Origin of the sequence: Variovorax paradoxus (assembly GCF_902712855.1) — a bacterium.
Classification (GTDB): domain Bacteria; phylum Pseudomonadota; class Gammaproteobacteria; order Burkholderiales; family Burkholderiaceae_C; genus Variovorax; species Variovorax paradoxus_Q.
In genome coordinates this window covers 5,070,004-5,083,310 of the sequence record NZ_LR743507.1, presented here as the reverse complement: position 1 = coordinate 5,083,310, position 13,307 = coordinate 5,070,004, and the positions used below count along the sequence as shown (strand labels likewise).

At 69.8% G+C, this 13,307-nt stretch carries 14 protein-coding genes; 11 read left to right on the top strand and 3 right to left on the bottom strand.

Annotated features, from left to right (window positions below):
- The first annotated feature begins 456 nt into the window (after positions 1 to 456).
- Entirely contained in the window at positions 457 to 1,194 is a 738-nt protein-coding gene (locus AACL56_RS24105) for a hypothetical protein (RefSeq protein ID WP_339092316.1), read from the top strand.
- A 158-nt stretch (positions 1,195 to 1,352) separates the two neighbouring features.
- On the opposite strand, the gene ftsY is transcribed toward AACL56_RS24105, so the two are convergent.
- Positions 1,353 to 2,615, bottom strand: coding sequence for a signal recognition particle-docking protein FtsY (gene ftsY, locus AACL56_RS24100; RefSeq protein ID WP_339092315.1), 1,263 nt, complete (start codon positions 2,613 to 2,615; stop codon positions 1,353 to 1,355).
- Between the two features lie 130 nt (positions 2,616 to 2,745).
- Here ftsY and AACL56_RS24095 point away from each other — a divergent pair, with 130 nt between their 5' ends.
- A complete protein-coding gene (locus AACL56_RS24095) occupies positions 2,746 to 4,194 on the top strand; it encodes a M16 family metallopeptidase (RefSeq protein WP_425337042.1) in 1,449 nt (482 codons plus the stop codon).
- 14 nt (positions 4,195 to 4,208) lie between these two features.
- Positions 4,209 to 5,591 (top strand): M16 family metallopeptidase, encoded by a 1,383-nt coding sequence (locus tag AACL56_RS24090; protein ID WP_339092314.1) that lies wholly within the window; start codon positions 4,209 to 4,211, stop codon positions 5,589 to 5,591.
- A gap of 16 nt (positions 5,592 to 5,607) precedes the next feature.
- Here the strand turns inward: AACL56_RS24090 and AACL56_RS24085 are convergent, their stop codons facing one another.
- Positions 5,608 to 6,519 (bottom strand): LysR family transcriptional regulator ArgP, encoded by a 912-nt coding sequence (locus AACL56_RS24085; RefSeq protein ID WP_339092313.1) that lies wholly within the window; start codon positions 6,517 to 6,519, stop codon positions 5,608 to 5,610.
- 75 nt (positions 6,520 to 6,594) lie between these two features.
- Between AACL56_RS24085 and AACL56_RS24080 the strand changes: the two genes are divergently transcribed.
- The 7 genes from AACL56_RS24080 (at position 6,595) to pcp (ending at position 11,749) form a co-directional block, all read left to right on the top strand.
- A complete protein-coding gene (locus AACL56_RS24080; RefSeq protein ID WP_339092312.1) occupies positions 6,595 to 7,239 on the top strand; it encodes a LysE/ArgO family amino acid transporter in 645 nt (214 codons plus the stop codon).
- Between the two features lie 34 nt (positions 7,240 to 7,273).
- Complete coding sequence (locus tag AACL56_RS24075; RefSeq protein ID WP_339092311.1) at positions 7,274 to 7,927, top strand: RsmD family RNA methyltransferase; 654 nt, start codon at positions 7,274 to 7,276, stop codon at positions 7,925 to 7,927.
- Between the two features lie 43 nt (positions 7,928 to 7,970).
- Positions 7,971 to 8,474 carry a pantetheine-phosphate adenylyltransferase gene (gene coaD, locus AACL56_RS24070; RefSeq protein ID WP_339092310.1) on the top strand — a complete coding sequence of 168 codons (504 nt, stop codon included), beginning with the start codon at positions 7,971 to 7,973 and terminating at the stop codon, positions 8,472 to 8,474.
- A gap of 147 nt (positions 8,475 to 8,621) precedes the next feature.
- A complete protein-coding gene (gene pxpB / locus AACL56_RS24065) occupies positions 8,622 to 9,269 on the top strand; it encodes a 5-oxoprolinase subunit PxpB (RefSeq protein ID WP_339092309.1) in 648 nt (215 codons plus the stop codon).
- A complete protein-coding gene (locus tag AACL56_RS24060; protein ID WP_339092308.1) occupies positions 9,266 to 10,264 on the top strand; it encodes a biotin-dependent carboxyltransferase family protein in 999 nt (332 codons plus the stop codon). The genes pxpB and AACL56_RS24060 overlap by 4 nt, the downstream gene beginning before the upstream one ends.
- Before the next feature lie 35 nt (positions 10,265 to 10,299).
- Positions 10,300 to 11,040, top strand: a complete 741-nt coding sequence (pxpA, locus tag AACL56_RS24055; protein WP_339092307.1) for a 5-oxoprolinase subunit PxpA — start codon at positions 10,300 to 10,302, stop codon at positions 11,038 to 11,040.
- 40 nt (positions 11,041 to 11,080) lie between these two features.
- Positions 11,081 to 11,749 carry a pyroglutamyl-peptidase I gene (gene pcp / locus AACL56_RS24050; RefSeq protein WP_339092306.1) on the top strand — a complete coding sequence of 223 codons (669 nt, stop codon included), beginning with the start codon at positions 11,081 to 11,083 and terminating at the stop codon, positions 11,747 to 11,749.
- Positions 11,750 to 11,770: 21 nt separating this feature from the next.
- Here pcp and AACL56_RS24045 read toward each other — a convergent pair whose 3' ends face one another.
- On the bottom strand, positions 11,771 to 12,481 hold the full coding sequence (locus AACL56_RS24045) for an alpha/beta fold hydrolase (RefSeq protein ID WP_339092305.1): 711 nt from the start codon (positions 12,479 to 12,481) through the stop codon (positions 11,771 to 11,773).
- Positions 12,482 to 12,662: 181 nt separating this feature from the next.
- On the opposite strand from AACL56_RS24045, the gene AACL56_RS24040 reads away from it, so the two are divergent.
- Positions 12,663 to 13,304 carry a Yip1 family protein gene (locus tag AACL56_RS24040; protein ID WP_339092304.1) on the top strand — a complete coding sequence of 214 codons (642 nt, stop codon included), beginning with the start codon at positions 12,663 to 12,665 and terminating at the stop codon, positions 13,302 to 13,304.
- Positions 13,305 to 13,307 lie beyond the last annotated feature (3 nt).

Sequence of the window (13,307 nt, the reverse complement as noted above, 5' to 3'; positions counted from 1 at the left end):
GAATTCGTTTGTATTAACTTGATGCCTGATGAAAGCCATAGCCGTCAGTTGAAGTGACTTTCGGCACTGGCGAACGTTTTCTTCTGCATTTACCTTCGCTGGGCGCTGGCAGCCGGAGCACTTCCGGATGCCTTCGGCGCGACCAGAACATATCGATCCCGGAGGTTTTTTCCCAATGAATTTCAAGCTCGCGGCCGTGGCCGCTGCAGTGGCTGCCACGCTCGCCCTCGCGGCATGCGGCGGTGGTGGCGACAACGGCGCTTCGTTCGCGCCCATCGGCAACATCGTCCCGCCGGCGCCCCCGCTCCGCCCGCTCCTCCGCCGCCGGCCGAACCGCCTGCGCCCGCGCCCGCCCCGGCGCCGGCCACGAACACTTTCCTGTACGAGAAACTGCCGAACCCTGCCGACGCCGCAGGCCTGCTGAGCGACCTGAACGCCGAAGGCGCGAAGGGATACATGTTCCTGAGCCCGCTGGCTTCGGGTGGGAGCTCCGCATACGTCTACGTGAAGACCGGCGACGCCACCTATGTCTACGAGACGAAGACGCCTGTCGCGAGCGCCGCCGACTTCCTGTCGCAGGCCAACGAAGCGGGCAGCCGTGGCTTCCGCTGGGTCGGCGCGTTGAGCACCGGCGGCGCAAGCACGGTGATGGTGTACCGCAAGGACAGCGATGCCGCCGGCGCCACCTACACCTACCACACCGAGGCAGCGGCCAGCGACAAGGACAGCTTCCTTGCGCAGGTCAACGCCCAGGGCGCGGCTGGCTACTTCAACACGGCCGCGGCGTACGGTTTCGGCGGCGACATCGTCGCGGTGTTCGAGAAGAGTTCGGCCGGCAATTCCACCTACGCCTACGAAGTGGGTGCCGACGCGGCGGACACCATCGGGGCCCTGGCGCAGTTCGACGAGAAGGGCGCTCGCGGATTCCGCTACCGCTACCCGTACCTCCTCGGCGGCTTCAGCGGCAGCGTCTTCGTGAAGGATCTGTCGCAGTCCAGCACCTTCACCTACCAGGCGCTGACCGAGGGCGCCACGCTGGACGCCGACATCGCCCAGTCCAACGCCGTGGGCGCGGACGGGTACGGTTTTGTCGGCCCGCTGATCGTCGGCTCCGAAAGCCGCAACTACTACTACAAGCCCAGCAACTGCACCGGCATCGTCATTTGCAAGCCGACGAACCCGTTCGGTCTCTGATCCAAGGCATGAGAGAAGCGGACGGCTCGCCGTCCGCAAGATAGAAGAAGGCCCGCCAGACCGGGCCGGAGGTCAGGGAGACAGGGAGAGAAGAAGAAAAACGAAAAACGGCCCCAGCGCGAGCGGGGGTCGTTTTTTCATGGGCGCGGCCGACAGCTTCAGCCCAGCAGGGCCTGCGCGAACTCGCGCGCGTTGAAGGTCTCGAGGTCTTCGAGCTTCTCGCCCACGCCGATGAAATACACCGGAACCGGCCGCTCGCGCGCGATGGCGCACAGCACGCCGCCCTTGGCCGTGCCGTCGAGCTTGGTCACGATCAGCCCCGTGAGGCCGAGCGTCTCGTCGAAGGCCTTGACCTGCGCCAGCGCGTTCTGGCCGGTGTTGCCGTCGATCACCAGCAGCACCTCGTGCGGCGCCGTGGCATCGGCCTTGGTGACCACGCGCTTGATCTTCTTGAGTTCGTCCATCAGGTGCAGCTGCGTCGGCAGGCGGCCTGCCGTATCCACCAGCACCACGTCCTTGCCGCGCGCCTTGCCGGCATTCACCGCGTCGAAGCTCACCGCCGAGGGGTCGCCGCCTTCGTTGCTCACGATCTCGACCGTGTTGCGGTCGGCCCAGACCAGCAGCTGCTCGCGCGCCGCCGCACGGAAGGTGTCGGCCGCCGCCAGCAGCACCGAGGCGCCTTCGTTGGCCAGGTGCTTGGTCAGCTTGCCGATGGAGGTGGTCTTGCCCGCGCCGTTGACGCCGGCCACCATGATCACCGTGGGCGTGAACTCGCCGATGACCAGCGGCTTCTCGAGCGGCTTGAGCAGGTCGGCCACGGCCTCGGCCAGCAGGCGCTTGACCTGCGAGGCGTCGGTGGCCATCTGGCGCTTGACGCGTCCGCGCAGGTCGTCGAGCAGGAACTCGGTGGCCTTCACGCCGGTGTCGGCCATCAGCAGCGCGGATTCGAGTTCTTCATAGAGCGCGTCGTCGATCTGCGCATTGACGAACACCGCCTGGATGCCGGTGCCGGTCTTGCGCAAGCCGGTCTTGAGCTTGTCGAACCAGCTTTTGCGTTCAGGTTCGACGGCGGGCGCGGTAACGGTTGGTGCCGGTGCAGGCACGCGTGCCGCAACGGGAGCCGGAGCCGGAGCCGGCGCTGGCGCGGGGGCGCAACGAATGCCGGCGCCGGAGCGGGGGATGGGGCAGGCACAGGGGCCGGCACGACCGGCGGAGCCGCGACAGGGCCGGAGCCGGCGTGACGACGGGGGCCGGCGCGGGCGCGGGAGCCGGTGCCGCCGGAGGAGGGAAGGAGCGGGGAAAGGAGCGGGGAAAGGAGCGGGAGAAGGAGGGGGAGGAGGAGGCGGTGCGGAGGGCGCAGGTGCCGCGGGCGTTTCTTCCACTGCCGGCTTCGAGCCGAACCAGCTCGAAGGCGAAAACACCGAGCGCGCGGGCGCGGGTTCCGCGGCAGGCGCGGCCGGAGGAGGGGGCGCCGGCGTATCGGGGGCCTCGGCGGGCGGTTTTTCTTGAAGAAACTGAACATCAGGAGCTTTTTACAATCCGACCCATTCTATGAAACACCTCCCGCCACGCCGTGCTGCGTCTGGTGCGGTGCTGGCGATGGCGCTCTTCGCGCCGTGGGCCATGCCTGCGCAGGCCCAATCCACACCGGCTTCCACGCCGCCTTCCGCCGCTGCAGCCGCGGCGCCCGGACCCCAGCAATTCACATTGGCAAACGGCATGACGCTGATCGTGCAGCCCGACCGGCGCTCGCCGACCGCGGTGCAGATGGTCTGGGTCCGCGTCGGGTCCATGGACGAGGTCGACGGCACGTCCGGTGTGGCACATGCGCTCGAACACATGATGTTCAAGGGCACCAAGGACATCAAGCCCGGCGAGTTCTCGCGACGCGTGGCCGCCCTCGGCGGCCAGGAAAACGCCTTCACCACGCGCGACTACACCGGCTACTACCAGCAGATTCCGGTCGGCAGCCTCGAGCAGGTGATGAAGCTGGAGTCCGACCGCTTCGCCAACAACCAGTGGCCCGACGACGAGTTCAGGCGCGAGATCGAGGTGGTCAAGGAAGAGCGCCGCCTGCGCACCGAGGACCAGCCGCGCGCGTTGCTCGGCGAGCAGCAGAACGCGGCCGTCTTCACTGCGTCGCCCTACCACCGCCCCGTGGTCGGCTGGATGAGCGACCTCGACGCCATGACGCCGGAGGACGTGCGCGACTTCCACAGGCGCTGGTACGTGCCCGCCAACGCCGTCCTGGTGGTGGCCGGCGACGTCGACGTGGCGCAGGTGCGCGCCATGGCCGAGAAGTACTACGGGCGAATTCCATCGCGCGCGGTGCCGGTGCGCAAGCCGCGCGTCGAGCCCGCGCAGCGCGGCATCCGGCGCCTCGAATTCAAGGCGCCGGCTGAGCAGGCCTACGTGTCGCTCGCCTACCGCGTGCCGCAACTGGCCGGCATCGACGACACGAACAGCGACGCCTGGGCGCTGGTGGTGCTGTCGGCGGTGCTCGACGGGTACGCCGGGGCGAGGCTCGACCGCGCGCTCACGCAGGGTCCCGACCGCGTCGCCGATTCGGCCGGCGCCTACTCGGGCTTCGTCGGCCGCGGCCCGCAGCTCTTCGTGCTCGACGGCGTGCCGGCGGCCGGCAAGAGCGCCGAAGCGGTCGAGGCGGCCCTGCGCGCCCAGGTGACGCGCATCGCCAGGGACGGCGTGGGCGAAGCCGAACTGGCCCGTGTCAAGACCCAGTGGGTGGCCAGCGAAACCTACAAGCGCGACTCTGTGATGGCGCAGGCGCGCGAACTGGGCAGCAACTGGATCCAGGGCCTGCCGCTGGACGCCAGCGAGCGCATCGTCGCCCGGCTGCAGGCCGTCACGGCCGCGCAGGTGCAGGCCGTGGCCGCCAGGTACTTCGGCGACGACCAGCTCACGGTCGCCACGCTGCGGCCCCTGCCGCCCGAGCCCAGGCGCGGCCGCGGCTTCGCGGCGCCCGCGGGCGAACTGCGCTGAAAGGTACGGATTCCATGTTCACTCTCAAGAAAATCGCGCGCTGCGCGGTGCTGGCAGGCGGCACCGCCGTGTTCGGCCTGATCGGCATGACCGGCGCGCAGGCCGCGCTGCCCATCCAGCACTGGACGCTGGCCAACGGCGCCAAGATCTATCTCGTGGCGACCAACGCGTTGCCGATCGTCGACATGCAGGTCGACTTCGACGCCGGCAGCCGGCGCGATCCGGCCGCGCAGGCCGGCCTGGCGAGCACCACCTCGGCCATGGTCGAGAAGGGCGTGCGTGCCGGCAGGAACGGCGAGCCTGCGCTCGACCAGAATGCCCTGGGCGAGGCCTGGGCCGATCTCGGTGCCAGCTTCGACGTGAGCGCCGGCACCGACCGCACCAGCTACTCGCTGCGGTCGCTGTCCGACCCGGCGCTGCTGAACAAGGCGGTCGCGCTGGCTTCGCGCGAGATCGGCGAGCCTTCGTTCCCCGACGACGTCTGGCAGCGCGAGCGCGAGCGCATCAACGCCGCCATCAAGGAAGCCAACACCAAGCCCGCGACCGTCGCCGGCCGCGCCTTCGCGCAGGCGGTGTATGGCGTGCATCCGTACGGCCAGGAGGTGACCGAGGAGACCCTGGCGCGCATCGACACTGCCGCCATGCGCCAGCGCTACGAGCAGCTCATCGTGCCGTGCCGCGCCAAGCTCAGCATCGTGGGCGCCGTGACGCGCGCCGAGGCCGAGACGCTGGCGACTTCGCTGCTGTCGCGCCTGCCGGCCACGCAGGGTTGTGCCCCGCTGCCCGCCATCGCGCCCGTGGCCGCGCTGGCCGCGCCGAAGGACGAGCGCATTCCGTTCGACTCGGCGCAGGCGCATGTCTTCATCGGCCAGCCCGGCTATCCGCGCAAGGACCCCGACCACTTCGCGCTCACCCTGGGCAATTACGTGCTCGGCGGTGGCGGCTTCGTGTCGCGCCTCACGAACGAGGTGCGCGAGAAGCGCGGGCTCACCTACAGCATCTACAGCGGCTTTGCGCCGGGGCTCGAGGCGGGCGCGTTCCGCATCGGCTTCCAGACCCGGCCGGACCAGGCCGAGGATGCGGTGAAGATGTCGCGCGAAGTGCTCGCGAGGTTCGTGGCCGAAGGACCGACCGCCAGCGAGCTGAAGGCAGCCAAGGACAACGTGATCGGTGGCTTCCCGCTGCTTCTGGACAGCAACCGCAAGCTCATCGGCAACGTTGCCAACATCGCGTGGCACGACCTGCCGCTGGACTACCTCGACACCTGGACCGCGCGCATGAACGCGGTCACAGCGGCCGACATCAAGGCCGCGTTCCAGCGCAAGCTGCAGCCCGAGCGCATGGTGACGGTGGTGGTGGGCGGCAAGGACGCGAAGCCCGCCGCCAAGGCGCCCTGACCTGCGGCGTCCGGTTTCAGGCCAGGGCGTGCGTGCCCTGGCTGGCGGCCGCGCGCACAGCGGCTCCCAGTTGTTCCAGCAGTCGCGGCGCGGCGCGCGCCTGCTGCCAGTAGAGCGGTACCGGCAGCGTCGAGCCGGGCACCAGCTCGACCAGCCTCCCCCCGCGAATCGCTTCGGCCACCATGCTGGCCGGATGCATGCCCCAACCCATGCCCCGGCATGCCGCCTCGACGAAGGCATTGGGCGATGGAATCCAGTGGCGCGGCGTCTCGACGTTGCGGTGGCAGATGCGGCGCACCCAGCGCGCCTGCAGCCGGTCCTTGCGGTCGAACACCAGGCTCGGCGCCGCGGCGAGCGTGCGCGCGCCGACACCCTTTGCGAAGTGGTCGCGCACGAAGGCCGGACTCGCAGCCGCCACGTAGTGCATCGTGCCGAGCGCCTCGCTGTTGCAGCCCGCCACAGGCTGCGCCAGCGCGGTGACGGCGGCCAGCACCGCGCCGCTGCGCAGCCGCTCCGCCGTGTGGTCCTGGTCGTCCACCGTGAGATCGAGCAGCGCGGCCGGTGCCTGCGCCGCGAAGGCCGCGGCGGCGCCGACGAACCAGGTCGCCAGGCTGTCGGCATTCACCGCCACCCGCACCGTGACGCGCTCGCCGGCTTCGCCGCTGCCCATGCCGAGCGCGGGCAGGGCGTCGCGCAGCTCATGCTCGAGCATGCCGACGCGCTCCACGTGCCGGCACAGCTGCAGGCCCGCCTCGGTGGCCACGCATGGCTGCCCGCGCACCAGCAACGCGCCGCCGGTGCGCTCCTCCAGTTGCCTGATGCGCTGCGACACCGCCGAGGGCGTGACGTGCAGCGCGCGCGCGGCGCGTTCGAAGCTGCCTTCGCGTACCACGGCGGCGAGGGCATTCAAGGCGGCGTAGTCGAGCATGTAGATGAAGTAAAACTGAATCTGGTTAAGAAAGTTTAGTTTGAATTAACCGCTTGCAGGCGGCATCCTCGAACGATGCAAGCCGAAAACGTCGCCCACGTCACCACCGCCTTCGCCAACGGGCTCTTCATGAGCCTGGTTCTGATCGTCGCGATCGGCGCGCAGAACGCCTATGTGCTGCGCCAGGGTTTGCGCCGCGAGCATGTGGGCGCGGTGGTGCTCTTCTGCGCGGCCAGCGATGCAGTGCTGATCGGTGCCGGCGTGGCCGGCATGGCGCAGGCGCTGCAGGGACGTCCGGTGCTGGCGACCGTGCTCGCGGGGCTTGGCGCGGCCTTTCTCTGCGGCTACGGACTGAAGGCGCTGTGGCGCTCGCGCCAGCCTGCTGCGCTGCAGGCCGCTGCGCAGGGCGCGTCGCTGTCGCGCGCGGCCGTGGTGGTGCAGGCAGCCGGTTTCACGCTGCTGAACCCGCACGTCTATCTCGACACCGTGCTGCTGGTGGGCAGCGCGGGCGCGCAGCACGCAGGCCTGCTCAAGCTGTGGTTCGTGGCGGGCGCGACCACGGCCAGCGCGCTGTGGTTCACCTCGCTGGGCTTTGGCGCGCGTCTGCTGGCGCCGGTGTTCGCACGGGCGCGCGCCTGGCAGATGCTCGATGCGCTGATCGGAGGCACCATGCTCGTGCTGGCCGCGCTGCTCGCCCAGCGTGCGCTGGCCGGTCTCTGACGTGACCCGCGCGTCGCGGCGTTAAGCTCGCCGCATGCCCCAGAAAGCCGCCCCCGCCAAACGACCGTCCGCACCCGCAGCGCCCAGGCGCCCGTCGAAGCCCAGCGAAGTGCGCATCATCGGCGGCGAGTGGAAGCGCACCCGCCTCGCCGTGGCCGACAAGCCCGGCCTGCGTCCCACGCCCGATCGCGTGCGCGAAACCCTCTTCAACTGGCTCGCGAGCCTGGCCGGTGCCGGCGGCGGAGAGCTGCCTGGCTGGCACTGCGTCGACGCGTTCGCGGGCACCGGTGCGCTCGGCCTCGAAGCCGCCTCGCGCGGCGCGGCGCAGGTGCTGCTGTGCGAGCAGGACGCCGCGCTGGTGGCGCAGTTGCAGGCCGCCAGGGAGAAGCTGAAAGCCGAGGCCGTGCGCGTGGAGCGCGGCAACGGCGTCACCGCGCTCGAGCGCGTGCCCGCGGGCAGCCTCGACGCCGTCTTTCTCGATCCGCCCTTCGACAGCACCGCGCTCTACGAGCCGGCTTTGCGCGCCGCCGCCCGCGCGTTGCGCGCGGGAGGCTCGGTGTACCTCGAGGCGCCGCGCCGCTGGAGCGACGGCGAACTGGCCGCCTTCGGCCTCGTCGGCTTCCGCTACCTGAAGGCCGGCGCCGTTCACGCCCATCTGCTGCGTGCCGCAGCGGATGGGACTGCATAATCCGCCGGACAAGCCGCACCGGCAGCATGAGGAAGAAGCAACCATGGCCAGCAACGTGATCGCGGTTTACCCCGGCACTTTCGACCCCATCACCCTCGGACACGAGGACGTGGTGCGGCGTGCAACCCAGCTCTTCTCCAAGGTGATCGTCGCCGTTGCGGCGGGCCATCACAAGAAGGCGCTCTTCACGCTCTCCGAACGCATGGAGATGGCCCGCGAGGCCGTGAAGCCCTACAGCGACCAGGTCACCGTCGAGAGCTTCTCCGGCCTGCTGCGCGACTTCGTCGTGGCGCGCGGCGGCAAGGCCATGGTGCGCGGCCTGCGCGCCGTGACCGACTTCGACTACGAGTTCCAGCTCGCCGGCATGAACCGCTCGCTCATGCCCGATGTCGAGACCGTGTTCCTGACACCGAGCGACAAGTACCAGTTCATCTCGAGCACCTTCGTGCGCGAGATCGCCATGCTCGGGGGCGAGGTCCACAAGTTCGTCTCTCCGAACGTGGAGCAGCAACTGGCGGCCAAGGTCCGCAGCCTCGGGCGTGAATAGGTACTCCCCCAGGCTGCGCGTACTTCGTGTCGCTTCTCCTTCCCCCTCGCCAGGGGCAACACCTGCGGCCCGGCGAAGCCGGTTCCGCGGTGTTTCGCGAAAACCCCGGCTCTCATTGCGGGCCGACGTGACGTGAGCGACATTCCCTTGCCCCGCCTGCATCTGCTGGGCGACGCCGCATTGCTGTGCGAACTGCCTGCGCCGGCCACGCTGGCGCAGCAGCAGCGCATCTGGGCACTCGCCGAGCATGCGCGGCAATGGCCGGGTGTCGGCGAGACGCTGCCGGGCATGAACAACCTGACGCTCACCTTCGATCCGACCGCGATCGATCTCGACACGCTCACAGCCAATGTGCTCGAAGCATGGCCAGGGCTGGCCGCCGGTGCCGTCTCGGGCAGGCTGGTCGAGATCCCCGTGGCCTATGGCGGCGAGCATGGGCCGGACCTGGCCGACGTGGCGGCCCACACCGGCCTCACGCCGGCCGAGGTGGTGCGGCGCCACAGCGGCGGCGAATACATCGTGTACCTGCTGGGCTTCCTGCCCGGCTTCGCCTTCATGGGCGGGCTGCCGCCCGAACTCGCCACGCCGCGTCGCGCGGAGCCGCGCACCGCAGTGCCCGCGCGCTCGGTCGGCATCGGCGGCGAGCAGACCGGCATCTACCCGCTGGTGTCCCCGGGCGGCTGGCAGCTCATCGGGCGGACATCGCTCGAGTTGTTCGATCCCGCGGCCGAGCCGCCCACCTTGCTTCGCCCCGGCGACCGCGTGCGCTTCGTCGCGGAAAGCGTGCAGGCATGATCGCCGTCCGCAAGCCCGGCGTGCTCGCCTCGGTTCAGGACCTGGGCCGCCACGGCCATCGCCAGCTCGGCATCTGTCCCGGCGGCGCGCTCGACGTGCTCTCGCTGACGCTGGCCAACCGGCTCGTGGGCAATGCCGACGGCGCCGCGGGACTCGAGCTCACGATGGGCGGCTGCGAACTGCAGTTCGAGACCGACACCCGCATCGCGCTCACCGGCGACGACTTTTCAGCGAGCCTCGACGGCGTGCCGCTGTGGCCGTGCTGGAGCGTACCGGTCGCGGCCGGCCAGACGCTCAGGCTTGCCGGCGCGAACGCGGCCGGCACGAAGAAGGCAGGCCTGCGCAGCTGGCTCGCCGTGGCAGGCGGCATCGACGTGCCGGTGGTGCTCGGCTCGCGCAGCACCGACCTCAAGGCCGGCTTCGGCGGTCTGGAGGGTCGCGCGCTGCGCAAGGGCGACCGTCTGGCGCTGGGCGCCTCGCGCCTCGATGCCGCCCGGCGCGTGCGCCGCGCCTTCGGCGTTCGCGGTCCTGACTGGGGCGTGCCGGAGGACGACGGCGCGATCGCGCTGCGCGTGCTGCCCGGTCCCGAGTTCGAGCTGTTCACCCTGTCCGCCTGCGATCAGCTCTGGAGCGAACGCTGGCGCATCACGCCGCAGAGCAACCGCATGGGCAGCCGGCTCTCCGGGCCCGAACTCAAGCGGAAGCGCGCGGGCGACATGCTCTCTTCGGGCGTGATCCCCGGCACGATCCAGGTGCCGCCTTCGGGCCAGCCGATCATCCTGATGGGCGACGCGCAGACGACCGGCGGCTATCCGCGCATCGGCGTGGTCATCCGGGCCGACCTGTGGAAGCTGGCGCAGGCGCCGCTCAACGGCAAGCTTCGGCTGGTGCAGGTCGAATCGGCACAGGCGCTCGACGCCTGGGCGGCCCAGCAACGCTACCTGGCGCAGGTGGCACAAGGCCTGGCTGCTGCAGGATGGGCGGACGCGGCATAGACTTTGCAAAAGGACCTTCGAGAAGGACATTCCTCATGCAGATCGACCTCAATGCAGACCTCGGCGAAGGCGCCGGCAGCGACGAAGCCCTGCTCGCGCTGGTGAGCTCCGCCAACATCGCCTGCGGCTGGCATGCCGGCGACGCCAAGACCATGCAGCAGTGCGTGCGCTGGGCCCTCCAGAACGGCGTGGCCATCGGCGCGCACCCGAGCTTTCCCGACCGCGAGAACTTCGGCCGCAGCACCATGCACCTGCCGCCGGACGAGATCGTGGCCAACGTGCTCTACCAGGTGGGCGCGCTGGCGGCCATCGTGAAGGCCGAGGGCGGCAAGCTCTCGCACGTGAAGGCGCACGGCCAGCTCTACAACCAGGCCGTGAAGGAGCCCGAGCTCGCCGAGGCGCTGTGCGAGGCGGTGCGCCGCTTCGACCCCTCGCTCAGGTTCTTCGGCCTCGCGGGCAGCCACATGATCGACGCTGCCCGCCGCGCCGGCCTGGTGCCGGTGGAGGAGGTGTTCGCCGACCGCGGCTACATGCCCGATGGCAGCCTGGTGCCGCGCAGCCAGCCGGGTGCGCTGATCGAGACCGAGGAACAGTCGATCGCGCAGACCCTTTCGCTGGTGCGCGACCACCGCGTGACCGCCATCGACGGCAGCACCGTGCCGGTCAATGCGCAGACGGTGTGCCTGCACGGCGACGGCGCGCACGCGCTGGCGTTCGCGCGGCGCATCCGCGAGCGGTTGCAGCAGGAAGGCATTGCCGTGCGGGCAATGGCCTGAACACGCGGACGGTGTGGTGGCCTCCAGGCCGGTCAAAACGGTGAAGTCGGTCAAGGTCCTGCTGACCGGCTTCGAGCCCTTCGAGAAGGAAGCGCTCAACCCCTCGTGGGAAGCGGTGCGCGCGCTCGACGGCTGGAAGACCGGCGCTGCGACGGTGCACGCGCGCCTGGTGCCCTGCGTCTTCGGCGACGCCATCGACGTGCTGAACCGGGCGATGGATGAACTGCAGCCGCAGTTGGTGCTGTGCATCGGCCAGGCCGGTGGCCGTGCGGAGTTCACGCCGGAGCGCATCGCGATCAATGTCGACGACGCGCGCGTACCCGACAACAACGACCGCCAGCCCATCGACGTGCCCGTGGTGCCGGGGGCGCCTGCCGCCTACTTCTCGACGCTGCCCGTCAAGGCCATCGTGCGCGCACTGCGCGCGGCCGGCGTGCCGGCCTCGGTGTCGAACAGCGCGGGCACCTTCGTGTGCAACCACATCTTCTACGGACTGATGCACCGCATCGCGACGCACGCGACGGCGGCGGACGGCGGCGAGGTGCGCGGCGGCTTCATCCACATCCCCTACCTGCCCGCACAGGCGGCGCGCTTTCCGGGCGCACCGAGCATGTCGCTCGAGACGCTGGTGGCTGCCTTGCGCATCGCCGTGGCCACTGCGCTTGCGGTGCGGCACGACGTGGCCGAAACCGGCGGCCAGCTGCACTGAGGCCGGGCCGGGGCCCGCGAGTCAGGCCGAAGGAAACTGCCTGCCGAGCCACGCGTTCAGCGCGGCGTTGACCTGTCCGGGTTTTTCCATGGTCAGCATGTGGCCGCATTCGGCCACCCACACCGTCTCCGACTGCGGCAGCAGCGCCGCCATTTCCCGCGTGCATTCGGGTGGCGCAAGGCGGTCGCTGTCGCCGCACATCAGCAGCACCGGTGCGCGCAGCAATGGCAGGTGCTGGCGCGCGTCGGGCCTGCGCATCACCGCGCGATTCTGGCGGATGAGCTGCTCGGCGCCCGCACCGAGCACGATGTCGAGGTAGCGCTCCACCATCGCCGGGTCGGCCGACTGCGTGGGGTGGAACGCGAAGTAGACGTTCGGCTCGATCACGTCGCGTACCTCTCCGCGCTCGAAGTACTCGATGGCACCTTCGCGCAGCGTGAACATGTCGGGCGTCTCGGGCCGCGCGCTGGTGCCGAGCAATGCGAGGCCGGCGATGCGGCCGGGCGCCTGGCGGGCGGCCTCCATCGCGACCATGCCGCCCATCGATGCGCCGCACAGCACCAGCGGTCCGTCGTTGTCGCGCAGCACGGCGGCGGCCATGCCTTCGATGGAGTCGTTGTGCAGTTGGGCATCGCTCACGCGTGCATTGAACGCGGAGGGAAGGGCGGGGAGCTGGGCTTGCCAGATGCGCTCGTCGCAGGCGAGGCCGGGCAGCAGGACTAGGTTGGGCATGGATCGGATTCTGCGCGAATGCGGTGACCGGCGTAACGTTATAGACAAGACACAGGAAAGGCATAGGCTTCCTGGCCAGCACCGATCGCAGCGTGTCCACTTCATACTCTGCGGCGCCGCGCGACGCACGGTGCGCGCGCTTTCCTACGTCTTTCGTTTGCGACCTGTCGAGGATTTTCCAATGAACCTGGTTGAACGCGTCCAGTCCATCCTGCTCAAGCCCAAGGCCACCTGGCCGGCCATCGATGCCGAGCCAGCCGATGCGGCCTCGCTCTACAAGAACTACGTGATGATCCTCGCGCTCATCCCGGCGGTGGCGAGCTTCATCGGACTGTCGCTCGTCGGCATCGGCGCGTTCGGCATGAGCTTCCGCGTGCCGGTCGTCTCGGGGTTGGTGAACATGATCGTGGGCTACGTGCTGTCGCTGGTGATGGTGTTCGTGCTTGCTCTCATCATCGATGCGATGGCGCCGACCTTCGAGGGCACCAAGAGCCAGATCGGCGCGCTCAAGCTGTCGGCCTATGCGAGCACCGCGGCCTTCGTCGGCGGCATCTTCAGCCTGGTGCCGGCGCTGTCGGCCATCGGCGCGCTGGCTGCGCTGTACGGCGTGTACCTGCTCTACACCGGCCTGCCGGTGCTCATGAAGTGCCCGCCCGACAAGGCCATCGCGTACACCGCGGTGGTGGTGGTCTGCGCCATCGTCGGCGGCTTCGTCATCGCCTGGGTGCTCTCGCTGCTCACGCCTTTGCCGGCACGCATCGGGGCGCTGGCGCCGGCCGACGCGGTGGCGGTCCTGCAACAGCAGTGGGCCGCTAGAACCTGAGCT

Excerpts from the sequence above, each read along its gene's own strand:
- AACL56_RS24105 (WP_339092316.1), top strand. The coding sequence starts at position 457 with ATGTTCCTGAGCCCGCTGGCTTCGGGTGGGAGCTCCGCATACGTCTAC.
- AACL56_RS24095 (WP_425337042.1), top strand. The coding sequence starts at position 2,746 with ATGAAACACCTCCCGCCACGCCGTGCTGCGTCTGGTGCGGTGCTGGCG.
- AACL56_RS24090 (WP_339092314.1), top strand. The coding sequence starts at position 4,209 with ATGTTCACTCTCAAGAAAATCGCGCGCTGCGCGGTGCTGGCAGGCGGC.
- AACL56_RS24085 (WP_339092313.1), bottom strand. The coding sequence starts at position 6,519 with ATGCTCGACTACGCCGCCTTGAATGCCCTCGCCGCCGTGGTACGCGAA.
- AACL56_RS24080 (WP_339092312.1), top strand. The coding sequence starts at position 6,595 with ATGCAAGCCGAAAACGTCGCCCACGTCACCACCGCCTTCGCCAACGGG.
- AACL56_RS24075 (WP_339092311.1), top strand. The coding sequence starts at position 7,274 with ATGCCCCAGAAAGCCGCCCCCGCCAAACGACCGTCCGCACCCGCAGCG.
- coaD (WP_339092310.1), top strand. The coding sequence starts at position 7,971 with ATGGCCAGCAACGTGATCGCGGTTTACCCCGGCACTTTCGACCCCATC.
- AACL56_RS24060 (WP_339092308.1), top strand. The coding sequence starts at position 9,266 with ATGATCGCCGTCCGCAAGCCCGGCGTGCTCGCCTCGGTTCAGGACCTG.
- pxpA (WP_339092307.1), top strand. The coding sequence starts at position 10,300 with ATGCAGATCGACCTCAATGCAGACCTCGGCGAAGGCGCCGGCAGCGAC.
- AACL56_RS24045 (WP_339092305.1), bottom strand. The coding sequence starts at position 12,481 with ATGCCCAACCTAGTCCTGCTGCCCGGCCTCGCCTGCGACGAGCGCATC.
- AACL56_RS24040 (WP_339092304.1), top strand. The coding sequence starts at position 12,663 with ATGAACCTGGTTGAACGCGTCCAGTCCATCCTGCTCAAGCCCAAGGCC.